The organism is Pseudomonas sp. ASL9, assembly GCF_056680335.1.
In genome coordinates this window covers 2,127,501-2,145,467 of the sequence record NZ_CM155277.1, presented here as the reverse complement: position 1 = coordinate 2,145,467, position 17,967 = coordinate 2,127,501, and the positions used below count along the sequence as shown (strand labels likewise).

General features: G+C 57.8%; 19 protein-coding genes (1 of these 19 cut by a window edge). 8 read left to right on the top strand and 11 right to left on the bottom strand.

Going from position 1 to position 17,967, the window contains the following annotated elements:
* Nucleotides 1–35 precede the first annotated feature (35 nt).
* Nucleotides 36–419, bottom strand: coding sequence for a hypothetical protein (locus tag AC1ME2_RS09950; protein WP_480440790.1), 384 nt, complete (start codon nt 417–419; stop codon nt 36–38).
* A 145-nt stretch (nt 420–564) separates the two neighbouring features.
* On the opposite strand from AC1ME2_RS09950, the gene AC1ME2_RS09945 reads away from it, so the two are divergent.
* Both AC1ME2_RS09945 and AC1ME2_RS09940 read left to right on the top strand, forming a co-directional pair.
* Nucleotides 565–762: a heavy-metal-associated domain-containing protein gene (locus tag AC1ME2_RS09945; RefSeq protein WP_480440788.1), complete on the top strand. Its 198-nt coding sequence runs from the start codon at nt 565–567 to the stop codon at nt 760–762.
* 127 nt (nt 763–889) lie between these two features.
* Nucleotides 890–2,095, top strand: a complete 1,206-nt coding sequence (locus tag AC1ME2_RS09940) for a multidrug effflux MFS transporter (RefSeq protein WP_480440786.1) — start codon at nt 890–892, stop codon at nt 2,093–2,095.
* A gap of 29 nt (nt 2,096–2,124) precedes the next feature.
* Here the strand turns inward: AC1ME2_RS09940 and AC1ME2_RS09935 are convergent, their stop codons facing one another.
* Entirely contained in the window at nt 2,125–2,310 is a 186-nt protein-coding gene (locus AC1ME2_RS09935) for a hypothetical protein (RefSeq protein WP_480440784.1), read from the bottom strand.
* A gap of 97 nt (nt 2,311–2,407) precedes the next feature.
* Complete coding sequence (locus AC1ME2_RS09930; RefSeq protein ID WP_480440783.1) at nt 2,408–3,421, bottom strand: zinc-binding alcohol dehydrogenase family protein; 1,014 nt, start codon at nt 3,419–3,421, stop codon at nt 2,408–2,410.
* A 126-nt stretch (nt 3,422–3,547) separates the two neighbouring features.
* On the opposite strand from AC1ME2_RS09930, the gene AC1ME2_RS09925 reads away from it, so the two are divergent.
* Together AC1ME2_RS09925 and AC1ME2_RS09920 are read left to right on the top strand one after the other, a co-directional pair.
* Nucleotides 3,548–4,465 (top strand): LysR family transcriptional regulator, encoded by a 918-nt coding sequence (locus tag AC1ME2_RS09925; protein WP_480442071.1) that lies wholly within the window; start codon nt 3,548–3,550, stop codon nt 4,463–4,465.
* Between the two features lie 614 nt (nt 4,466–5,079).
* Nucleotides 5,080–5,781 (top strand): ArsR/SmtB family transcription factor, encoded by a 702-nt coding sequence (locus tag AC1ME2_RS09920; RefSeq protein ID WP_480440781.1) that lies wholly within the window; start codon nt 5,080–5,082, stop codon nt 5,779–5,781.
* Between the two features lie 50 nt (nt 5,782–5,831).
* Here the strand turns inward: AC1ME2_RS09920 and AC1ME2_RS09915 are convergent, their stop codons facing one another.
* Nucleotides 5,832–6,785: an adenosine deaminase gene (locus AC1ME2_RS09915; protein WP_480440780.1), complete on the bottom strand. Its 954-nt coding sequence runs from the start codon at nt 6,783–6,785 to the stop codon at nt 5,832–5,834.
* Between the two features lie 214 nt (nt 6,786–6,999).
* On the opposite strand from AC1ME2_RS09915, the gene AC1ME2_RS09910 reads away from it, so the two are divergent.
* Complete coding sequence (locus tag AC1ME2_RS09910; RefSeq protein WP_480442070.1) at nt 7,000–8,088, top strand: calcium:cation antiporter; 1,089 nt, start codon at nt 7,000–7,002, stop codon at nt 8,086–8,088.
* 11 nt (nt 8,089–8,099) lie between these two features.
* Here the strand turns inward: AC1ME2_RS09910 and AC1ME2_RS09905 are convergent, their stop codons facing one another.
* The 3 genes from AC1ME2_RS09905 to AC1ME2_RS09895 form a co-directional block, all read right to left on the bottom strand.
* Nucleotides 8,100–9,455 carry an 8-oxoguanine deaminase gene (locus tag AC1ME2_RS09905; protein WP_480440779.1) on the bottom strand — a complete coding sequence of 452 codons (1,356 nt, stop codon included), beginning with the start codon at nt 9,453–9,455 and terminating at the stop codon, nt 8,100–8,102.
* Nucleotides 9,456–9,577: 122 nt separating this feature from the next.
* On the bottom strand, nt 9,578–10,264 hold the full coding sequence (locus AC1ME2_RS09900) for an SDR family oxidoreductase (RefSeq protein ID WP_480440777.1): 687 nt from the start codon (nt 10,262–10,264) through the stop codon (nt 9,578–9,580).
* Between the two features lie 65 nt (nt 10,265–10,329).
* On the bottom strand, nt 10,330–10,680 hold the full coding sequence (locus AC1ME2_RS09895) for a MerR family transcriptional regulator (RefSeq protein ID WP_480440776.1): 351 nt from the start codon (nt 10,678–10,680) through the stop codon (nt 10,330–10,332).
* 81 nt (nt 10,681–10,761) lie between these two features.
* Between AC1ME2_RS09895 and AC1ME2_RS09890 the strand changes: the two genes are divergently transcribed.
* Nucleotides 10,762–11,232, top strand: coding sequence for a hypothetical protein (locus AC1ME2_RS09890; RefSeq protein ID WP_480440775.1), 471 nt, complete (start codon nt 10,762–10,764; stop codon nt 11,230–11,232).
* A gap of 308 nt (nt 11,233–11,540) precedes the next feature.
* On the opposite strand, the gene AC1ME2_RS09885 is transcribed toward AC1ME2_RS09890, so the two are convergent.
* The 4 genes from AC1ME2_RS09885 to AC1ME2_RS09870 all read right to left on the bottom strand — a co-directional run bounded on the left by AC1ME2_RS09885 (nt 11,541) and on the right by AC1ME2_RS09870 (nt 15,422).
* Nucleotides 11,541–12,134 carry an IMPACT family protein gene (locus tag AC1ME2_RS09885; RefSeq protein ID WP_480440774.1) on the bottom strand — a complete coding sequence of 198 codons (594 nt, stop codon included), beginning with the start codon at nt 12,132–12,134 and terminating at the stop codon, nt 11,541–11,543.
* Nucleotides 12,135–12,186: 52 nt separating this feature from the next.
* Entirely contained in the window at nt 12,187–12,852 is a 666-nt protein-coding gene (locus AC1ME2_RS09880; protein WP_480440773.1) for a TetR/AcrR family transcriptional regulator, read from the bottom strand.
* An 83-nt stretch (nt 12,853–12,935) separates the two neighbouring features.
* On the bottom strand, nt 12,936–14,327 hold the full coding sequence (locus tag AC1ME2_RS09875) for a uracil-xanthine permease family protein (RefSeq protein ID WP_480440772.1): 1,392 nt from the start codon (nt 14,325–14,327) through the stop codon (nt 12,936–12,938).
* Nucleotides 14,328–14,501: 174 nt separating this feature from the next.
* A complete protein-coding gene (locus AC1ME2_RS09870; RefSeq protein WP_480440771.1) occupies nt 14,502–15,422 on the bottom strand; it encodes a LysR family transcriptional regulator in 921 nt (306 codons plus the stop codon).
* Nucleotides 15,423–15,547: 125 nt separating this feature from the next.
* Between AC1ME2_RS09870 and aptA the strand changes: the two genes are divergently transcribed.
* Complete coding sequence (aptA, locus tag AC1ME2_RS09865; protein WP_480440769.1) at nt 15,548–16,894, top strand: omega-aminotransferase AptA; 1,347 nt, start codon at nt 15,548–15,550, stop codon at nt 16,892–16,894.
* Nucleotides 16,895–16,961: 67 nt separating this feature from the next.
* A protein-coding gene (locus AC1ME2_RS09860; RefSeq protein ID WP_480440767.1) for a CoA-acylating methylmalonate-semialdehyde dehydrogenase crosses the window boundary here: on the top strand, nt 16,962–17,967 show its 5' portion. Its footprint extends 488 nt past the window's final position; only the first 1,006 of its 1,494 coding nucleotides appear in the window; it begins with the start codon at nt 16,962–16,964; its stop codon lies off the right edge, out of view.

Sequence of the window (17,967 nt, the reverse complement as noted above, 5' to 3'; positions counted from 1 at the left end):
ATTAACCTTGCCACATGGGTAAGGTCAAGCCCCCATCAATACCCCAGAGGTGTCTGTTTCAGGTACATGCCATTGGGGCCCACGGCAATCCGGTATTTACGGACTTCGCCAGCCTGCATTTCAATGACCACGCTCGGGGGCACATCCATGCCCGGCTCGCACCCTGATACTTGGCCGGGCAGGAGACGCAGGCGAATAGAGGTTTTGCCTGGCGGCAGGTTGAAGGACCTTGACTCCTCCTGAAACAAACGCCCGACCAATTGATCCTGAAGATACAGACCGATCTCGCACGAGGTGTTCACCTCCAGCCGCTCCCGGGAAATGATCAGGACGCCGTAGTCCTGCGAGTCGGCGTGGGCCCAGGGTGCTAACACCGATAGGCTGAGGATGCTCATTAGGCTCAGTGCTGACCAGCGCATTGCTGATACTCCTGCTTTTAATACGTTGATGCCGCAGCTTGGCCGAGGCGCGAGACGAATACCAGCTCGACAGAAAAAACAGACGCTTGACCTTACCCCAATGGAAAGGTTGAACATGCCTGCAACCTTATCAAGGAGCAACACCATGCAACGATTCAATGTTCAGGGTATGTCGTGCGGTCACTGCGTTCGTGCAATCACCCAAGCGGTGCAGAGCAGCGATCCGGCGGCGGACGTTCAGGTCGATTTGACCCGCGGCGAGGTGCGGGTCGAAAGCACACTGTCGGCCGAGGCCATTGTCAGCCTGATCAGCACCGAAGGGTATGCGGTACACGTGGTTTAAAATCAGCCACTGCGCAGGGGCTTGTCAGCTCGCTGAAAAATCGTGAAGTAATTTTTCTATCAAGGCGCTCTAAAGATTCAGGACGGTTAGACTAACGGGCTGCGCTGAATACAGTTTTGGATGCCTGATGAACCTGAGAATAATCCTGATTCTTGGCGCTTTGAGCGCTTTTGGGCCATTGGCCATTGATTTTTATCTGCCTGGCTTTCCGGCCATTGCCTTGGCGTTTGGCACCGACGAAAGGCATGTGCAACTGACCTTGGCGTCTTATTTCCTGGGGTTGTCCATCGGTCAGTTGGCCTATGGTCCGGTCGCGGATCGCTTTGGTCGGCGCGTCCCGCTGCTGGTTGGCGTCGGGCTGTTTACCCTGGCATCGCTGGCGTGCGCTTTTGCACCCACGCTCGAGTGGCTGATTGCTGCACGCTTCGTTCAGGCGTTGGGTGGTTGCGCCGGGATGGTGTTATCGCGGGCGATTGTCAGCGATAAGTGCGACGCCGTGCAGTCGGCTAAAGTCTTCTCGCAATTGATGTTGGTCATGGGGCTGGCGCCGATTCTTGCGCCGATGCTGGGTGGCCTGTTGGTCAACCTGTATGGCTGGCAGTCGATCTTTCTGGTGCTGACGGGGTTTAGCGCTGTGTGCTCGCTGGCGGTCGCGCTGGGTTTGCCGGAAAGCATGCCCGCTGCCCATCCACGCCATCCTTTGGCTGGCGCGCTAGGGCAGTATCGGCGACTGTTGGCTGACCGGATATTCCTCGGCCACGCCTTGACCGGCGGCATCGCCATGGCCGGTATGTTCGCCTACATCGCCGGCTCGCCATTCGTGTTCATCAAATTATATGGCGTGCCACCGGAGCACTACGGCTGGCTGTTTGGCACTAACGCGGCGGGTTTCATTTTGGTGGCGCAGGTCAATGCGCGGATATTGGGCAGGCTCGGGCCAGCGTTTCTGCTGTCACGCGCAGTCTGGGTTTATTTGGTGGCAGCGTTGGCCTTGCTCGGCATTGCCGGGCTGCACACCCAAGCGCTTTGGCCGTTGTTGATCCCGCTGTTCATCTGTATTGCCAGCTTGGGTTGCATCATCCCCAATGCGTCGGCCTGTGCCATGAACGGTCAATGGGCGAGGGCCGGCAGTGCGTCGGCTTTGCTTGGGTGTCTGCAATTCAGTGTCGCCGCAGGGGCGTCGGCATTGGTGGGCGTGCTGCACGATGGCAGCGCCATTCCGATGGCAACAGTGATCAGCTTGTGCGGGATTTTAGCGGTGACTGCCGCTGTGTTGACCCGCCGTTTACAGCGCAAGCGTGACGCGCTTGTGATTCAAACGGCTCAGGTCTGAGGCTGTCCGAGTTGCAGGCCAGTCCTGGTTTAGCCAGTGGCGTGTTGGCGACTTTCGGGGAGTCTGTGCGGAGCCTGCAGTCGGGACTCAAGCGTATTGACGAAGGCGCGGGCGTCGGCTTCAGTACGAAAGCTCACAACGTGCTGATCCATGCGGACCTGCCACTGACTCCCTTGGGCCTGAGGTTTTTCGGATTCACGTACCAGGACTTTCATTGCTGATTTCCTCCTGTTGGTAAAGGAGGAAAGTGTAGTCCTGCATTGACCGAACGTAATGATCCAGATCAAGCGTCTGACTGACGGTCCTGGAACATCAAAACCCTTCCAGAACAATCTTGCCTTTGGCCTTGCCGCTTTCCAGAAAAGCATGAGCGCGACGCAGGTTGGCGGCGTTGATGGTGCCGAAGTGCTCACCAAACGTGGTTTTCAAGGTGCCGGCATCGATCAGCTCTGCGACACGGTTGAGCAGTTTATGCTGCTCGATCATGTCGTCGGTTTCGAACAGTGACCGGGTGTACATGAACTCCCAATGCAGCGACAGACTCTTGCGTTTCAGCTTGCTGACGTCGAGGGATTTGGGATCATCGATCAATGCCAGTCGACCTTGCGGCGCCAGGGCTTCGACCAGTTGATCCAGATGCTGGTCAGTCTGTGTCAGGCTGGCCACGTGAGTCACGTGTGGTAGACCTGCGCGGGTGAGTTCTTCGTTCAGCGGCTTGCTGTGATCAAGCACATGATGCGCGCCCAGTTCGCGAACCCAGGCCTCGGTTTCAGGTCGTGAGGCAGTGCCGATGACGGTTAGCCCGGTCAACTGGCGGGCCAGCTGAGTGAGCATCGAACCCACGCCGCCGGCAGCACCGACGATCATTAGGCTTTGCGCTGTCTCAGCGGCGCCTTCGGTAATTTGCAGGCGTTCGAAGAGCAACTCCCACGCGGTGATCGCCGTCAGCGGCAAGGCCGCGGCATGGGCGAAGCTCAGGGATTTTGGCATGTGCCCGACAATTCGCTCATCGACCACGTGCCGTTCGCTGTTGGCACCGGCTCGCGCGATGGAGCCTGCATAGAACACTTTGTCGCCTGGCTGAAACAGTGTCACTTGGCTGCCGACCGCTTTGACGACACCGGCAACGTCCCAACCCAGCACCTTGCTGTCACCACCTTCGGGTTGAACGTTCTGGCGAACCTTGGTATCGACCGGGTTCACGGAGATGGCTTTAACGTCCACCAGCAAATCGCGAGGGCCGGCAACCGGCTCGGCCAGTTCGATGTCCTGCAATGACAGGGGGTCGCTGATGGGCAACGACTGGTAGTAGGCGATGGCTTTCATGGGGGGTGCTCCTGGAGGAAAAGACTGGGTAAATGGGCTGGAGGAATGATTGGCTATTTCTCTTAAAGATAAAACCGGCTAAAACTGCAGTCTCTTTCAATTTATTTTTGATAATCAAGGCAAATGATGCTCCGTTTTGATGATCTGCAACTATTTGTCCGGGCTGCCGATCTGGGCAGCCTGTCCGCTGCTGCACGGGGCATGGACATGTCGGCGGCGGTCGCCAGCGCTGCACTGAAACGTATCGAGCGACAATTGGGCGCACGTCTGCTGGCACGCTCGACCCGTAGCTTGCGTCTGACGGCCGAGGGCGAGGGATTTCTCGAGTACGCCCGTGCTGCCCTGAGTAGCCTGGAGGAGGGGCGGCGCTTGCTGGCCAGCAGTCAGGATCAAGTCAGCGGCGTCTTGCAGTTATCGGCGCCCTCGGATTTTGGCCGTAACGTGTTATTGCCCTGGCTCGACGAATTTCAGCGCCAACATCCGCAACTCACTGTCCGCCTTCTGCTAGGTGACAGGATTGCCGATTTATTTCGCCAGCCTGTAGACGTTGCCCTGCGCTATGGCGAGCCGGAAGACTCAAGCCTGATCGCGTTACCCATCGTCCCGGATAACCGTCGCGTGCTGTGCGCGGCGCCGTCTTATCTGGCCCGTCATGGCGAGCCGCAGCATGTGGAGCAACTGGCGCAGCACAACTGCCTACTGTTCATGCTCGGTAATAGGGTGCATGACCATTGGCACTTCCATGACGGCAAACGTGAAATGAGCCTGACGGTGCACGGGGATCGTTTTAGCGACGATGCCGACGTCGTACGCCTGTGGGCGGTCGCGGGTGCCGGCGTGGCGTATAAATCCTGGCTGGATGTTGCGGCTGATGTGCAGGCTGGACGCCTGAAACTGTTGATGCCGGAATTACTGGGCGAGTTGGCGCCGCTCAATTTGCTCTGTGCGCACCGGGCTCAACTGAGTAAACCGGTCAATTTATTGTGCGAGATGCTCAGGTCGCGCTGTTCTGAGCTGGCGCAACGACATCCTGTCAGCAAGTGACGTCAGGTTCATGTTGCGGTGGCTTACAGCAGCAATGGAATTGTCTGACAGTCGGCACGAAGGCGCGCTGCAAAAAAAATCTTATCAAGCGTATTCAGCGCAGACAACGCTGTTTTCAGGTCGTATTTTCTTGCCTGTTTTTTGTGTTTTTTTCGTAGGCATTTCCCTCGCGATGTTCGCCAGACTTTTCCGTGAGTGACTGAAAGTGTCCGGCCAGCGCTGCTTTCAAGGCAGGCAGGTAAATCGAGACGGATTTTCGTTGGCCTGCGTGGTGTCGGACTTTGCCTATAGCGTGTCGGCCAATCGTCTGTCGTGGTTTTAATCCCATTTCGTAACAGGGCGCCGGGCTTATACTTGGCGCCAGCGGCCAAGTCCGCATAAGTCGTCAAGCTGGGTCTGAGGTGCAGGACGCTATCAGGCAACGCGCTATCAATGCAGATTTGAGTGGTGCCTGAGTCAAAAAATGGTTGCGGCATGCAAGGGCTGCGATATGACATTCTGGGTGTATAGGTGAAATACGGCCCTGGTTTTGGCTGCTTAGCGTCTTGGCTGGATCCGATTTGCTGTTCACTATGTCAGTGCGATAGACGAATGTTTCAACAGGGAGTGAATACATGGAATATGCACCTTGCATTAGCCAGATTGCCGCGCTGCTGGCTGACCCTAAGCGCAGTGCAATGATTTGGGCGTTGATGGATGGTACCGCCCGCCCCGCAGACGAACTGGCCTTGCTGGCTGGTCTATCCACTTCTTCGGCGGGTGCGCATTTGGCGCGACTGGCTACCGGCGGGCTATTGAAGCAGGAGACGCGTGGCAGAAAGCGTTTCTTCCGGTTGGCCGCGCCGGAAGTCGGTGCGGCGGTCGAGGCGTTGGCCAATGCTTCGTTGGTCAGCTCCGATCACATCAGCAGAAGTGCGGCGCAATCCGTTCCATCCACACCCCCATTGCCACTACGTCGCGCCCGGGTTTGTGCTGATCATTTGGGGGGCGAACTGGCGGCAGAGCTGTATCAGCGTCTGTTGGGGGCTGGCTGGATCGAGCAACATGAGCAGCGCATCGAAGTCACCAGCAAAGGTGTCGCTCAATTCGCCGAGCGCGGCATCTATGTTCCGGCGCTGGCCTATCGAAAGCGCCAGACGGTGTGCGCCTGCCCCGACTGGAGCGAGCGCACACCGCATTTAGGCGGTGCATTGGGTGCTGGGTTACTGCAATTGTTCATACAGCTGGGCTGGTTGCGCACCAGCGATGAGTCCACCGCCTTGCAGGTCTCAACCAACGGGCAGCGTGAGATCAGCAAAATAGCCTCGGCTGCCTGACGGTCCCAGTCGTTCCCGCGCATTCATGCGTGGGAACGATCACCCTCATATCAAGGTTTGACCAATCGCGCATCCAGGCTGTTTTGCGCCAAGCGTCGGGCCTGATCCTGGGTCATCCCCAGATGGCTGTGCAACGCGTAAAAGTTCTCGGTCACATAGCCACCGAAATACGCGGGGTCGTCCGAGTTGACCGTTACTTTCACGCCGCGCTCAAGCATGTCGAGAATGTTGTGCTGGGCCATGTCGTCGAAGACGCGGAGCTTGGTGTTGGACAGTGGGCACACCGTCAGCGGGATCTGTTCATCGATGATGCGTTGCATCAGCCGCTCATCTTCGATAGCGCGCACACCGTGATCGATACGCTGAATCTTCAACAGGTCCAGCGCCTGCCAGATGTAGTCGGGCGGACCCTCTTCGCCAGCATGGGCAACCGTCAAAAAGCCTTCATTGCGCGCGCGGTCGAACACGCGTTGGAACTTGCTCGGTGGATGGCCCATTTCAGAGCTGTCCAAACCCACCGCAACAAACGCATCACGAAAGGGTAGGGCCTGATCGAGGGTCTTCTCGGCTTCGTCTTCGCTCAAATGACGCAGGAAGCTGAGAATTAGCCCGCTGGAGATGCCGAGTTTTTCCTGGCCGTCCTTCAAGGCACTGGCGATACCGTTGATCACCACTTCAAAGGGGATGCCCCGATCGGTGTGGGTTTGCGGATCGAAGAAGGGTTCTGTGTGGATGACGTTCTGCGCCTTGCAGCGTTGCAGGTAAGCCCAGGTAAGGTCGTAAAAATCCTGCTCGGTACGCAGGACGTCCGCGCCCCGGTAATACAGGTCGAGAAACTCCTGCAAATTGTTGAAGGCATAGGCCCGGCGCAGGGTTTCGACATCGGTCCAGGGCAGGGCGATCTTGTTGCGATCGGCCAGTGCAAAGAGCAATTCGGGTTCCAGTGAACCTTCCAGGTGCAGGTGCAGTTCTGCCTTGGGCAAGGCGTTGAGCCATTCGTACATGTGCTTTTCTCATCAGGTGCAGATAGTTGGCATTCTACAGAGGGATGCCCGCGTGGAGAGTGCTTCCTTTACGTGACATGGCTGACTCGCCGGTTCGAGCCATGGAGCAACGTCTTTGCTGTTACCGTTAGCAGCGAAACATTTACTGACAGTGAGCCATCTGTATGGCTCAGGCCAGTCCCCCGGCCAGACATTTTTGACCCAAGGCATGCCAATGCTGACCTATTTGAGAGAAGAAAAGTTTCTACTGCTGGCTGTCTTGGCAGCGATTATTGCGTTCCCCCTTGAACCTGCGTTACTGAATCACGGCCAAGGTGTTGCGCTGGCGGGCGGGATCGCATTGGTGTTGGCCATTGTCTGCGCCTCGATGCGGGTGGCCCACCATGCCGAACTGTTGGCGCATAAGGTCGGTGATCCCTATGGCACGATGATCCTGACGCTGTCGGCCGTCTTGGTCGAGGTCGTGATTCTGGCAATTATGATGAGCAACGAACCTTCGCCGACCCTGGTGCGCGATACGATTTATTCTGCGGTGATGCTCGATATCAACGGCATTCTGGGGCTGGCGGCGCTGATGGGTGGGCTCAAGCATGGCGAACAGTCCTACAACGATGATTCGGCACGTACTTACAGCGTAATGATCCTCACCGCTATGGGTGTTTCCATGGTGGTGCCTGAGTTCATTCCCGAAGGTGACTGGAAGGTTTATTCGGCGTTCACCATCGGTGCGATGGTGGTGCTGTACACCTTGTTTCTGCGCATGCAGGTGGGGCCGCACAGTTACTTTTTCAGCTACAGCTACCCGGAAAAAAAGCGCAAGAATCCGACCGCCGAAGAAGATCCCCCGGTCAATCTGGTGCGCGCCATCGGCACCCTGGTGTTTGGCGTGGTGGTGATTGGCGCGCTGGCGGAAGTGATGTCGAAAACCGTCGATCTGGGTCTGGAAGGGACGGGTGCGCCGCCGGTCATGACGGCGATTCTGGTGGCGGCGATTTCTGCCGCCCCGGAGATCCTGACGGCCTTGCGCGCCGCCTTGGCCAACCGTATGCAGTCAGTGGTCAACATTGCATTGGGCGCCTCGTTGTCGACGGTGATCCTGACGGTTCCGATCATGGAAGCGATGGCGCTGTACAGCGGTCAGCCGTTCCAGATGGCGATGACCCCGGTGCAGAGCGTGATGATCTTCATCACCTTGTTGGTCAGCGCGATCAACCTGAATGATGGCGAAACCAATGCCATCGAAGGCATGACTCACTTTGTGCTGTTCGCGACCTTCATCATGCTGTCGTTGCTCGGGCTCTAAACAGCATCGCGTCAGCCGCTGATCAACTGCCGCGCCGCTTGTGTGTGATCGGCGATCAGTTTTTTTAGATCGAGGCCTTCAATTTGACCATCGATCACCCGCCAGCGACCGCCAACCATCACCCGGTCCGCCCGATCCGCACCGCACAGCAGCAGGGCAGACAGCGGATCGTGGCTGCCGGAGAAGCGCAGTTCGTCGAGTTTGAACAAGGCCAGATCCGCCTGTTTGCCGACCGCCAGTTCGCCAATATCGCTGCGCCCCAGCAGTTTCGCCGAGCCTTTGGTGGCCCAGCCGAGCACCAACTCGGGGGTGATTTTTTCTGCGCCATAACGCAGGCGTTGCAGGTACAGCGCCTGACGGGTTTCCAGGATCATGTTCGATGCGTCGTTGGACGCCGAGCCGTCAACGCCCAACCCGAGGGGGGCGCCTGTGGCCAGTAAATCCAGAGTGGGGCAGATGCCCGACGCCAGGCGCATGTTTGAACTCGGGCAATGGCAGATGCCGGTGCCAGCGGCGCCCAACCGGCTGATCTCATCTGGATTGAAATGAATGCCGTGGGCTAGCCAGGTACGTGGCCCGAGCCAGCCGACACTGTCTAGATAATCCACGGTGCGCAGGCCAAAGCGTTGCAGGCAGAAGTCCTCTTCATCGAGGGTTTCTGCCAAGTGCGTGTGCAGGCGTACATCCAGTTGTTCAGCAAGGGCCGCGCTTTCGGCCATGATTTCCGGGGTGACTGAAAACGGTGAGCAGGGCGCCAACGCAATCTGAATCTGCGCCCCGTCGCCGCGCTGGTGATACTCGGCGATCAGGCGCCGGCTGTCGGCGAGAATCACTTCACCCTGCTGCACGGTTTGTTGCGGCGGCAACCCACCGTCGGCTTCACCCAGGCTCATGGACCCGCGAGTCAGCATGGCGCGCATGCCCAGCTCACGGACGCTTTGCACCTGAACATCGATGGCGTGTTCCAGCCCTTCGGGAAACAGGTAGTGATGGTCGGCGGCAGTGGTGCAACCCGACAGCAATAACTCGGCAAGCGCCACTTTGCTGGCCAGTGCCAGCTTCTCCGGGGTGAGTCGCGCCCACACGGGGTACAGGGTTTTGAGCCACGGAAACAAAGGCTGATTGACCACTGGCGCCCAAGCACGGGTCAGGGTTTGATAGAAATGGTGATGGGTATTGATCAGCCCCGGCAGCACGACATGCTCGCGGGCGTCGAAGGTTTGTCCACAGGGCGCGGACGGTTGCTGACCTGCGGCGAGCAGTTCGCGGATCACACCGTCTTCAATCACCAGGCCGCCACGGGCGTCGAGGTTATTGGCGGTGAAAATGGCCAAGGGGTTTTGTAGCCAGATGCGGGTTGCAGGCATGGGCCGGCTCCTCTGAAAGTGGGGTTCAGGTTCGCCAGCTCAGTGTTGCCCTGTCTGCTGATCCAGGGTCACCGCGCTTCAGGAGAAGCAGCGGCGAGGCCGAAGTTTATCAGGCCAGTCAATTACCAGGGAATGGTTTCACCCTTGTAGTTGATGAAGTAGTGACCACCCTTGCCGGCGTAGGCATCAATCTGTTCGACCAAACCACGGGTGCTGGTTTCTACATCGATATGAGCGTCTTCACCGCCCATGTCAGTTTTCACCCAGCCCGGATGCAGGGACAGCACGGTGGGCCTCGGTTCGGCCAATTGTGTAACGAAGGAGTTGGTCATGGAGTTCAGCGCTGCTTTGCTGGCTTTGTACAACGTCATGTCGTTGCCTTCGGGGCAAGTAACGCTGCCCAGCACCGAACTCATGAACGCCAGCACGCCAGTGTCCGGACGTATCTGCTGGATCATTTGCTCGGCCAGACGAATGGGGGCAATGGCGTTGGTCATAAACAGCAGACCGATATCTTCGGCGCAGGCTTGCGCGGCGCTCTGAGGCCTTGGCCCGCTGATGCCAGCGTTGACAAACAGCAGATCGAAAACCTGCCCCTTCAGCTTCTCGGTGAAGGCATTCAACGAGTGCAGGTCGTTGATATCCAGCGTCTCGACCTGCACCTCGGGGATCGTCTGTGGTCCATCGGCTTTGTGCAGGTCACGCACCGTGGCGGTCACTTGCCAGCCTTGCTCGGACAGGCGTTGCACCAGGCCCAGGCCAAGGCCACGGGAGGCGCCAATGATTAACGCAGTTTTGGTATGCGGCATGGATCGAGCTCCTTGTTCACAAAAAGGGGTTCAGGGAAGAAATAGCCCAGAGGGAAATTGCCGACTCATGGGCTCAATGGACAACGTTGACCCAAGCGTTGTTGCAACTCAAGGCGTAACTCGCTCAGCTCGGCGATACGGGTTTCGATCAGGCTCAGTTTGTCTCGCAGCAGTTGCGCCACGGCAAGGTCCGGCGCGGCGGCCTTCCATAACTCTGCCACGCTGCTGCCGATCTCGCTGAGGCTGAACCCCAAGCGCTGTGCGGTTTTGATGAACAGTACCAACTGCACCATCTCCACCGGGTAATGGCGATAGCCGTTGGCGCTGCGGTTGGCCGCGATCAACCCTCGCTGCTCATAAAAACGCAATGTGTCGCGGCTGACGGACGTGGTGTGGGCCAATTCACCGATGCGCATGATCCGATCCTGAAGGTGCTTGACCCTGGAGCGTACTCCAGGCTTTAGCCTGCTCGCACCTTTAATCAATGGAGCAACGCTATGTGGAAAACAGAACACTACCGTCGGGTGATCAAAGCCAGTGCCTGGTACGACTTGATGGTCACTGCCGCCTTCGCAACGCCCTGGAGCTTCGCGGCGCTGCATGGCTTTTTATCGAGCGTAAGCGGTGCATGGAATTTGCCGGGCGCACTCCCGCCATTCGAGCCGATGCACATGTTGATGGCGAACTTGCTGGGTTCGATTGTCTGCGTCTGGGCAGTGTTAAGGATTCGCGATCCACAACGGGTCTTTGGTCGTTATGACGCCGCCGGACGCCTTCTGTTTGCCACGTGGCAAGCCTATGCCCTCCTGCACGGCGCGAGCTTTTTGCTGATCGGATTTTTACTGATGGAGTTGGTATGGGCGCTTATGCAGCTGTGGCCGGTTCGCGTCGAGGCAGGCAACGCGCGAGAGGAGGGTGATTTTCCGGATCATCTGCTCGCAGCGGCTGATCAAAAAATGACCAGCTGAGCGCACGCCACGATCCATCTACGCCTGCGACAACCTTGCACGGCTTATCCACAGGTTGCTCCACAGTTATTGTGCGCAAGCCAAAAGTGTGGGAATAAAGGGACCCCGTGAAGTATCCAACTGCGATAAGTGACGATAACACCCTGTTTTCAGGAGGTTTTATTTCAGTAATGGGCCGATTGAGCAAAAAATGACCAGTCGTCGCAACGCCATACGCAGCAAGGCCCGCAGGGGTGTGTACTCAGCTTATCCACAGCCGGGTGCACAGTAGATGTGGGCAATTAACCGGGAAGGGGTAAGGCGTGGATTCAGTTGTCCTCAAGGCGCTGCAAGAGGATGCGCCCGCGACTTAGATCCGCCAGTTGTCGCTGTAAAAGGTCGATGTGCTCCGGGCCTAGGGCGATCTGCAATTCGACGCCGTTGGCGGTGAATGTTTCGTGCTCCAGCAGCCCATGCAGTTCGGCCAGACGCACCTTGACCAAGGCCAGTTCGCTGAAGCTGCACGCGCAGCTCAGTTGCACCCGATGGATCAAGGGCAGGCGCTCGGCCTGCTGCAGGCATTTATTGGCGCCGCCACCGTACGCGCGCGCGAGGCCGCCAGTGCCTAACTGGATGCCGCCATACCAGCGGATGACCAAGACCACGACCTGGTCGCAATCCTGCGCTTCGATCGCCGCCAGGATGGGCCGACCGGCGGTCCCACCGGGTTCTCCATCGTCGCTGCTGCGGTATTGATCGGCCAGTTTCCACGCCCAGCAATTGTGCGTCGCGTTAAGGTCGCTGTGCTGCTCAATGAAAGCCTGGGCCTGGGCGGCGCTGGTGATCGGTGCGGCGAGAGTAATAAAGCGGCTTTTGCGAATCTCTTCACGGTATTCGCAAGGGCCGACAAGGGTAAAAGGCATGCGTATGTCCAGCTATCGATGACGTAAATCACTGTTTCTGGTAACGGACCGCTCAAACAACCGGAGGCGTCAGCCCGCAGCCTTTGAGGATGATGCGGATCAAATTGTTGCTGGCGGTTTCCATGTCCTGCTTGGTCAAACGGGTGCGACCGGTGACCCGACAAATCTGTGTGGCGAAGTCAGCGTAATGCTGAGTGCTGCCCCAGAGCAGGAAGATCAAATGCACGGGGTCGACCGGGTCCATTTTCCCTGCGTCGATCCAGGCTTGAAACACGGCTGCCCGGCTTTGAAACCAGGCGCGGTAGTCCTGACTGAAATACTCATTCAGGCATTCGCCTCCGCTGATGATCTCCATGGCGAAGATTCGCGAAGCGTGTGGCTGACGTCGGGAAAACTCCATCTTGGCGCGAATGTAATGGCTCAGCGCCTGAGCGGGATCGTCGTCGACGCTCAACGCGTTGAAGGTGCTGTCCCACAGCTCAAGGATGTTACTCAATACCGCAATGTACAACCCCAGCTTGTTGGTGAAGTAGTAGTGCAGATTGGCTTTGGGCAGGCCTGCATTCTGCGCGATGGTGTTCATGCTGGTGCCTTTGAAGCCGTGGCGGGCGAATTCGTCCTCCGCGGCTTTGATGATTGCCTCTTCGTTCTTCTGACGAATGCGGCTGGCAGGTTTAGCGACGGCTTGGGCGCTGTGCGCTGGGACTTCAAAGGTCATGGGCGGTTCCGAACGGATCATGGGCTGCAAGCTGAGAACAGATAACGCACCCGCGACGATCAGACAAGAGCCCACCGTGCAAATTAATGCTCCAAGGCTTCGATTTCAGCCTCAGGTTGGCCTGCGTGAGTGGTCTCTTTATGTTCCGGCAACAGGATGCACATCACAATGGCCGTGATGCCGCCGCTGGTAATCGCTGAGTCGAACAGGGTTTGCACCATCATGGGCAGGTGACTGAGCAATGTCGGTTGCGCGGCAATCCCCAGGCCCACCCCGAAGGAGGTGGCAATGATCAGCATGCTGCGCCGGTCCAGTCGGGCTTGGGACAGAATGCGTACGCCAGCAGCTGCAACGCTACCGAACATCACCAGGGTCGCGCCGCCCAGTACGGGTTTGGGGATTTGCTGGAGCAGTGCACCGATCATGGGAAACAGCCCCAGCAAGAACAATACCGCGCCGATATACAGCCCGACATAACGGCTGGCGACCCCGGTCAATTGAATCACCCCGTTGTTCTGGGCAAAGGTGGTATTGGGGAATGCGCTGAAGGTTGCGGCGATCATGCAACTGACACCATCACCGAGCACGCCGCTTTTGAGTCGGGCGATATAGCCGGGGCCACTGATGGGCTGACGCGAAAGCATGCAGTTGGCAGTCAGGTCGCCCACGGTTTCGAGGGTACTGATCAGGTAGATCAGGGCCACGGGTAGAAAAGCCGCCCAATCGAAATTGAAGCCGAACTTGAAGGGGATTGGCACACTGATTATCGGTAAGTCGGTGATGATGTGCGGCTCAAGTTTTCCGCAAAACCAGGCGGCCACGCTGCCCGCTGCGAGGCCAATGATAATTGCGGACAGCCGCACCCACGGCGTGTTTGAGCGGTTGAGCAGGATAATCACCAACAGCACGAAAGCGCCAAGCCCTAAATTTATCGGCTCGCCAAAGTCCGGCGCCTTGAAGCCGCCGCCCAGATCGGTGATGCCCACGTTAATCAAACTCACGCCGATCAGGGTAATGACGATGCCTGTCACCAGCGGGGTAATCACCCGACGCAACTGACCAATGAATCGGCTGAGAACGATCTGCACCAGCGCGCCAAAAAAACACACGCCGAAGATCATTGCCAGGATGTCTTCCGGGCTGCCGCCACGCTGCTTGACCAGGAAGCCTGCAGACAGGATGGCCCCCAGAAACGCGAAGCTGGTGCCTTGCAGGCAGATCATGCCTGCACCAATACCGAACGGGCGTCGCGCCTGAATGAACGTGCCCACGCCGGAGACCATCAGCGCCATGCTGATCAGGTAGGGCAGGTAAGCGGTCAGCCCCAACGCAGAACCAATCACCAGGGGCGGCGTGATAATGCCCACGAAACTGGCGAGCACGTGTTGCAGGGCCGCGAGTATGGCCGGCAAGGGTTTTGGTCGGTCATTCAGGCCGTAGATCAGGTCGTTGTTGGGCGAAGACTCAGGCTGCATATCAAGCTCTCGATGCGGATGATGGCGGGTCAATACCGATGCTGTGCAAAAAGCTGTCCAAGTGTTCAGGTAATACTATGGTGTTATCTATTTAATTCATTTAAATCAAACAGATAAAATATCTAACAGCTATTTAACTGATCGCACATCCAAGGCGCAGGCTCCGGAAACGCGTCAACGGGTGGCGGCCAGGCTTTCAAGGAAGCTTTCCAGCACCAGATGAGGGCGACGCCCCTTGCGAGTGACCGAAGCCAGGCTCAAGTCATAAAAACGCGCCGTGGGTTTCAGCGCTCGCAGTCGGCCTTGTTGAACCCACAGACTGGCGTAGTGATCCGGCAGGTAACCGATATAACGCCCGGTGAGAATCAAAAAGGCCATGCCCTCACGGTCCGACGCGCTGGCGGTGCAATTGAGTGCCTGGTAATGCGCCTGAATGTCGGCGGGCAAACGAAAGGTCGGCGCAATAGCGTCCTGAGCATCCAGTCGCTCGTCGTTCAGCGCGGCGTCATCCATATAGAAGAGCGGATGGCCGACGGCGCAATAAAGCAGAGAGCGTTCGCTGTACAGCGGCTGATACTCCAGACCGGAGAGGGCGCTGGCCTGAGGCACAACGCCGACGTGCAGACGCCCGTCGAGCACGCCTTGTTCCACTTCATGGGGCGCAATCATGCGGATCTGGATATGCACGTCTGGGCCGCGCTCCTTCAATTGAGCCAGGGCATGGGTGATGCGCATGTGGGGCAGGGTGACGAGGTTGTCGGTCAGGCCGATGTTCAGTTCTCCGCGCAGATGCTGATGCAGACCGTTGACCTCGGTACGAAAGCTTTCTACTGCACTTAATAGCTGCAACGACGATTGATAGACCTCCCGACCTTCTTCAGTCAGGGAAAACCCTGCACGTCCGCGCTGACACAGACGTAAGCCGAGACGCTGTTCAAGGTCGCTCATCTGTTGGCTGATCGCCGAACGGCCTATGCCCAGCGCGCTTTCGGCCGCCGAGAAGCCGCCGGACTCGACTACGCTTCGAAAGATGCGCAACAAACGAATATCAAAGTCGCTGACTTGGGCCAGTGGATCGGGTCGACGGATGCTCATAGTTTAGTGGTTGTCTAACTGAAGATTATAAATGTTGGGTTTTTCAGACTTTATCCCCGTGGCAACTTAGCTGCAACCAAACAGCTCAATAAGCTGCCCCATCGCCCCGTGAGGTATTTGCATCCATGACTCTTCCTGAATCCGCCGAGAACTCTCTGGCCAGCCAATTGAAGCTCGACGCTCATTGGATGCCATACACCGCAAACCGTAATTTCCAGCGCGACCCTCGGCTGATCGTGGCGGCGCAAGGCAGCTATCTGACCGATGATAAGGGCCGCAAGATTTATGACGCGTTGTCCGGGCTATGGACGTGCGGCGCTGGGCATTCGCGCAAGGAAATTCAGGAGGCTGTTTCGCGTCAGTTGGGCACGCTCGATTATTCGCCGGCGTTCCAATACGGCCACCCCTTGTCCTTCCAGCTCGCTGAGAAAATCACCGACCTGACGCCGGGCAATCTGAATCATGTCTTTTTCACTGACTCGGGTTCCGAGTGCGCGGACACCGCGGTGAAAATGGTGCGTGCCTACTGGCGCCTGAAAGGTCAGGCCACCAAAACCAAAATGATTGGCCGTGCCCGTGGTTATCACGGGGTCAACATTGGTGGGACCAGCCTGGGCGGTGTGAACGGCAACCGTAAAATGTTCGGCCAGTTGATGGACGTCGATCATTTGCCCCACACCTTGCTGACCAGCAATGCCTATTCGCGTGGCGAACCGGAGCTGGGTGGTATCGCGCTGGCCGATGAGATGCTCAAACTGATCGAACTGCACGATGCGTCGAATATCGCGGCAGTGATCGTCGAGCCGATGGCGGGCTCCGCAGGTGTGATCGTTCCACCGAAGGGTTATCTGAAGCGCCTGCGCGAAATTTGTGATCAGCACAACATCCTGTTGATCTTCGACGAAGTGATCACCGGCTTCGGTCGCACCGGCTCGATGTTCGGTGCCGACAGCTTCGGTGTAACACCTGACCTGATGTGTATCGCCAAGCAAATCACTAACGGCGCTATTCCGATGGGCGCGGTGATCGCCAGCAGCGAGATTTATCACACGTTCATGAACCAGCCAACGCCCGAGTATGCGGTCGAGTTTCCACACGGCTACACCTACTCCGCGCACCCGGTCGCCTGTGCCGCTGGCCTTGCCTCGCTGGAATTGTTGCAGCGGGAGAGTCTGGTTCAGCAAGTCGCCGAGGTTTCGCCCCATTTCGAAAGCGCATTGCATGGCCTCAAAGGCTCGAAAAACGTCGTGGATATCCGTAACTACGGCCTGGCGGGCGCGATCCAGATCGCTCCCCGTGATGGTGACGCCATCGTGCGTCCTTTCGAAGCCGGCATGAAACTGTGGAAAGCGGGCTTCTACGTGCGCTTCGGCGGCGACACCCTGCAGTTCGGGCCAACCTTCAACAGCAAGCCGCAGGATTTGGATCGCCTGTTCGATGCGGTCGGCGAAGTGCTGAATCAGGTCGACTGATTCGCTATGGGTTTAAACAGCAGGCGCGGCCAAGATCGCGCCTGACCGTATTTTTTGGAGTCCTGTCATGAGCAACATCCAACACCTGATCAATGGCGAGTTCGTTACCGATACCGGCCGTACTGCCGATGTGTTCAATCCATCGACCGGTCAGGCCGTTCATAAAGTCCCCTTGGCCAGCCGTGAAACTGTTCAGCAAGCAATCGATGCCGCCAAGGCCGCATTTCCGGCCTGGCGCAACACGCCTGCGGCCAAGCGTGCTCAAGTGATGTTCCGCTTCAAGCAATTGCTGGAACAGAACGAAGCACGTATCGCGCAGTTGATCAGTGAAGAACACGGCAAGACCCTGGAAGACGCTGCGGGCGAATTGAAGCGCGGTATCGAGAACGTCGAATACGCGTGCGCCGCGCCTGAAATTCTCAAGGGCGAGTACAGCCGCAACGTAGGGCCAAACATTGACGCATGGTCCGACTTTCAACCGCTGGGTGTGGTGGCGGGCATCACGCCGTTCAACTTCCCGGCCATGGTCCCGCTGTGGATGTATCCGTTGGCAATCGTGTGCGGCAACTGCTTCATCCTCAAACCTTCGGAGCGTGATCCCAGTTCGACCCTATTGATCGCGCAACTGCTGAATGAGGCGGGATTGCCCAAAGGCGTGCTTAACGTTGTGCACGGTGACAAAACAGCGGTGGATGCGTTGATCGAAGCGCCCGAAGTCAAAGCGTTGAGCTTTGTCGGTTCAACGCCTATCGCTGAATACATCTATAGAGAAGCTACTGCTCGCGGTAAACGTGTTCAGGCATTGGGCGGCGCGAAGAATCACGCGGTGTTGATGCCGGACGCGGATCTGGACAATGCGGTCAGTGCGTTGATGGGTGCTGCGTATGGTTCTTGTGGTGAGCGTTGCATGGCGATATCGGTTGCTGTCTGCGTAGGCGATCAGGTCGCGGATGCGTTGGTGGCCAAACTGGTCCCGCAGATCAAGGCGTTGAAGATCGGTGCCGGGACTACCTGTGGGTTGGACATGGGGCCGTTGGTAACGGGGCAACATCGCGACAAGGTTTGTAGCTATA

Bases quoted from the DNA above. Each gene is read 5' to 3' on its own strand.
- AC1ME2_RS09875 (WP_480440772.1), bottom strand. From the start codon at position 14,327: ATGCAGCCTGAGTCTTCGCCCAACAACGACCTGATCTACGGCCTGAAT.
- AC1ME2_RS09920 (WP_480440781.1), top strand. From the start codon at position 5,080: ATGGAATATGCACCTTGCATTAGCCAGATTGCCGCGCTGCTGGCTGAC.
- aptA (WP_480440769.1), top strand. From the start codon at position 15,548: ATGACTCTTCCTGAATCCGCCGAGAACTCTCTGGCCAGCCAATTGAAG.
- AC1ME2_RS09935 (WP_480440784.1), bottom strand. From the start codon at position 2,310: ATGAAAGTCCTGGTACGTGAATCCGAAAAACCTCAGGCCCAAGGGAGT.
- AC1ME2_RS09895 (WP_480440776.1), bottom strand. From the start codon at position 10,680: ATGCGCATCGGTGAATTGGCCCACACCACGTCCGTCAGCCGCGACACA.
- AC1ME2_RS09925 (WP_480442071.1), top strand. From the start codon at position 3,548: ATGCTCCGTTTTGATGATCTGCAACTATTTGTCCGGGCTGCCGATCTG.
- AC1ME2_RS09905 (WP_480440779.1), bottom strand. From the start codon at position 9,455: ATGCCTGCAACCCGCATCTGGCTACAAAACCCCTTGGCCATTTTCACC.
- AC1ME2_RS09945 (WP_480440788.1), top strand. From the start codon at position 565: ATGCAACGATTCAATGTTCAGGGTATGTCGTGCGGTCACTGCGTTCGT.
- AC1ME2_RS09885 (WP_480440774.1), bottom strand. From the start codon at position 12,134: ATGCCTTTTACCCTTGTCGGCCCTTGCGAATACCGTGAAGAGATTCGC.
- AC1ME2_RS09890 (WP_480440775.1), top strand. From the start codon at position 10,762: ATGTGGAAAACAGAACACTACCGTCGGGTGATCAAAGCCAGTGCCTGG.
- AC1ME2_RS09915 (WP_480440780.1), bottom strand. From the start codon at position 6,785: ATGTACGAATGGCTCAACGCCTTGCCCAAGGCAGAACTGCACCTGCAC.
- AC1ME2_RS09880 (WP_480440773.1), bottom strand. From the start codon at position 12,852: ATGACCTTTGAAGTCCCAGCGCACAGCGCCCAAGCCGTCGCTAAACCT.
- AC1ME2_RS09950 (WP_480440790.1), bottom strand. From the start codon at position 419: ATGCGCTGGTCAGCACTGAGCCTAATGAGCATCCTCAGCCTATCGGTG.
- AC1ME2_RS09940 (WP_480440786.1), top strand. From the start codon at position 890: ATGAACCTGAGAATAATCCTGATTCTTGGCGCTTTGAGCGCTTTTGGG.
- AC1ME2_RS09900 (WP_480440777.1), bottom strand. From the start codon at position 10,264: ATGCCGCATACCAAAACTGCGTTAATCATTGGCGCCTCCCGTGGCCTT.
- AC1ME2_RS09870 (WP_480440771.1), bottom strand. From the start codon at position 15,422: ATGAGCATCCGTCGACCCGATCCACTGGCCCAAGTCAGCGACTTTGAT.
- AC1ME2_RS09930 (WP_480440783.1), bottom strand. From the start codon at position 3,421: ATGAAAGCCATCGCCTACTACCAGTCGTTGCCCATCAGCGACCCCCTG.
- AC1ME2_RS09910 (WP_480442070.1), top strand. From the start codon at position 7,000: ATGCTGACCTATTTGAGAGAAGAAAAGTTTCTACTGCTGGCTGTCTTG.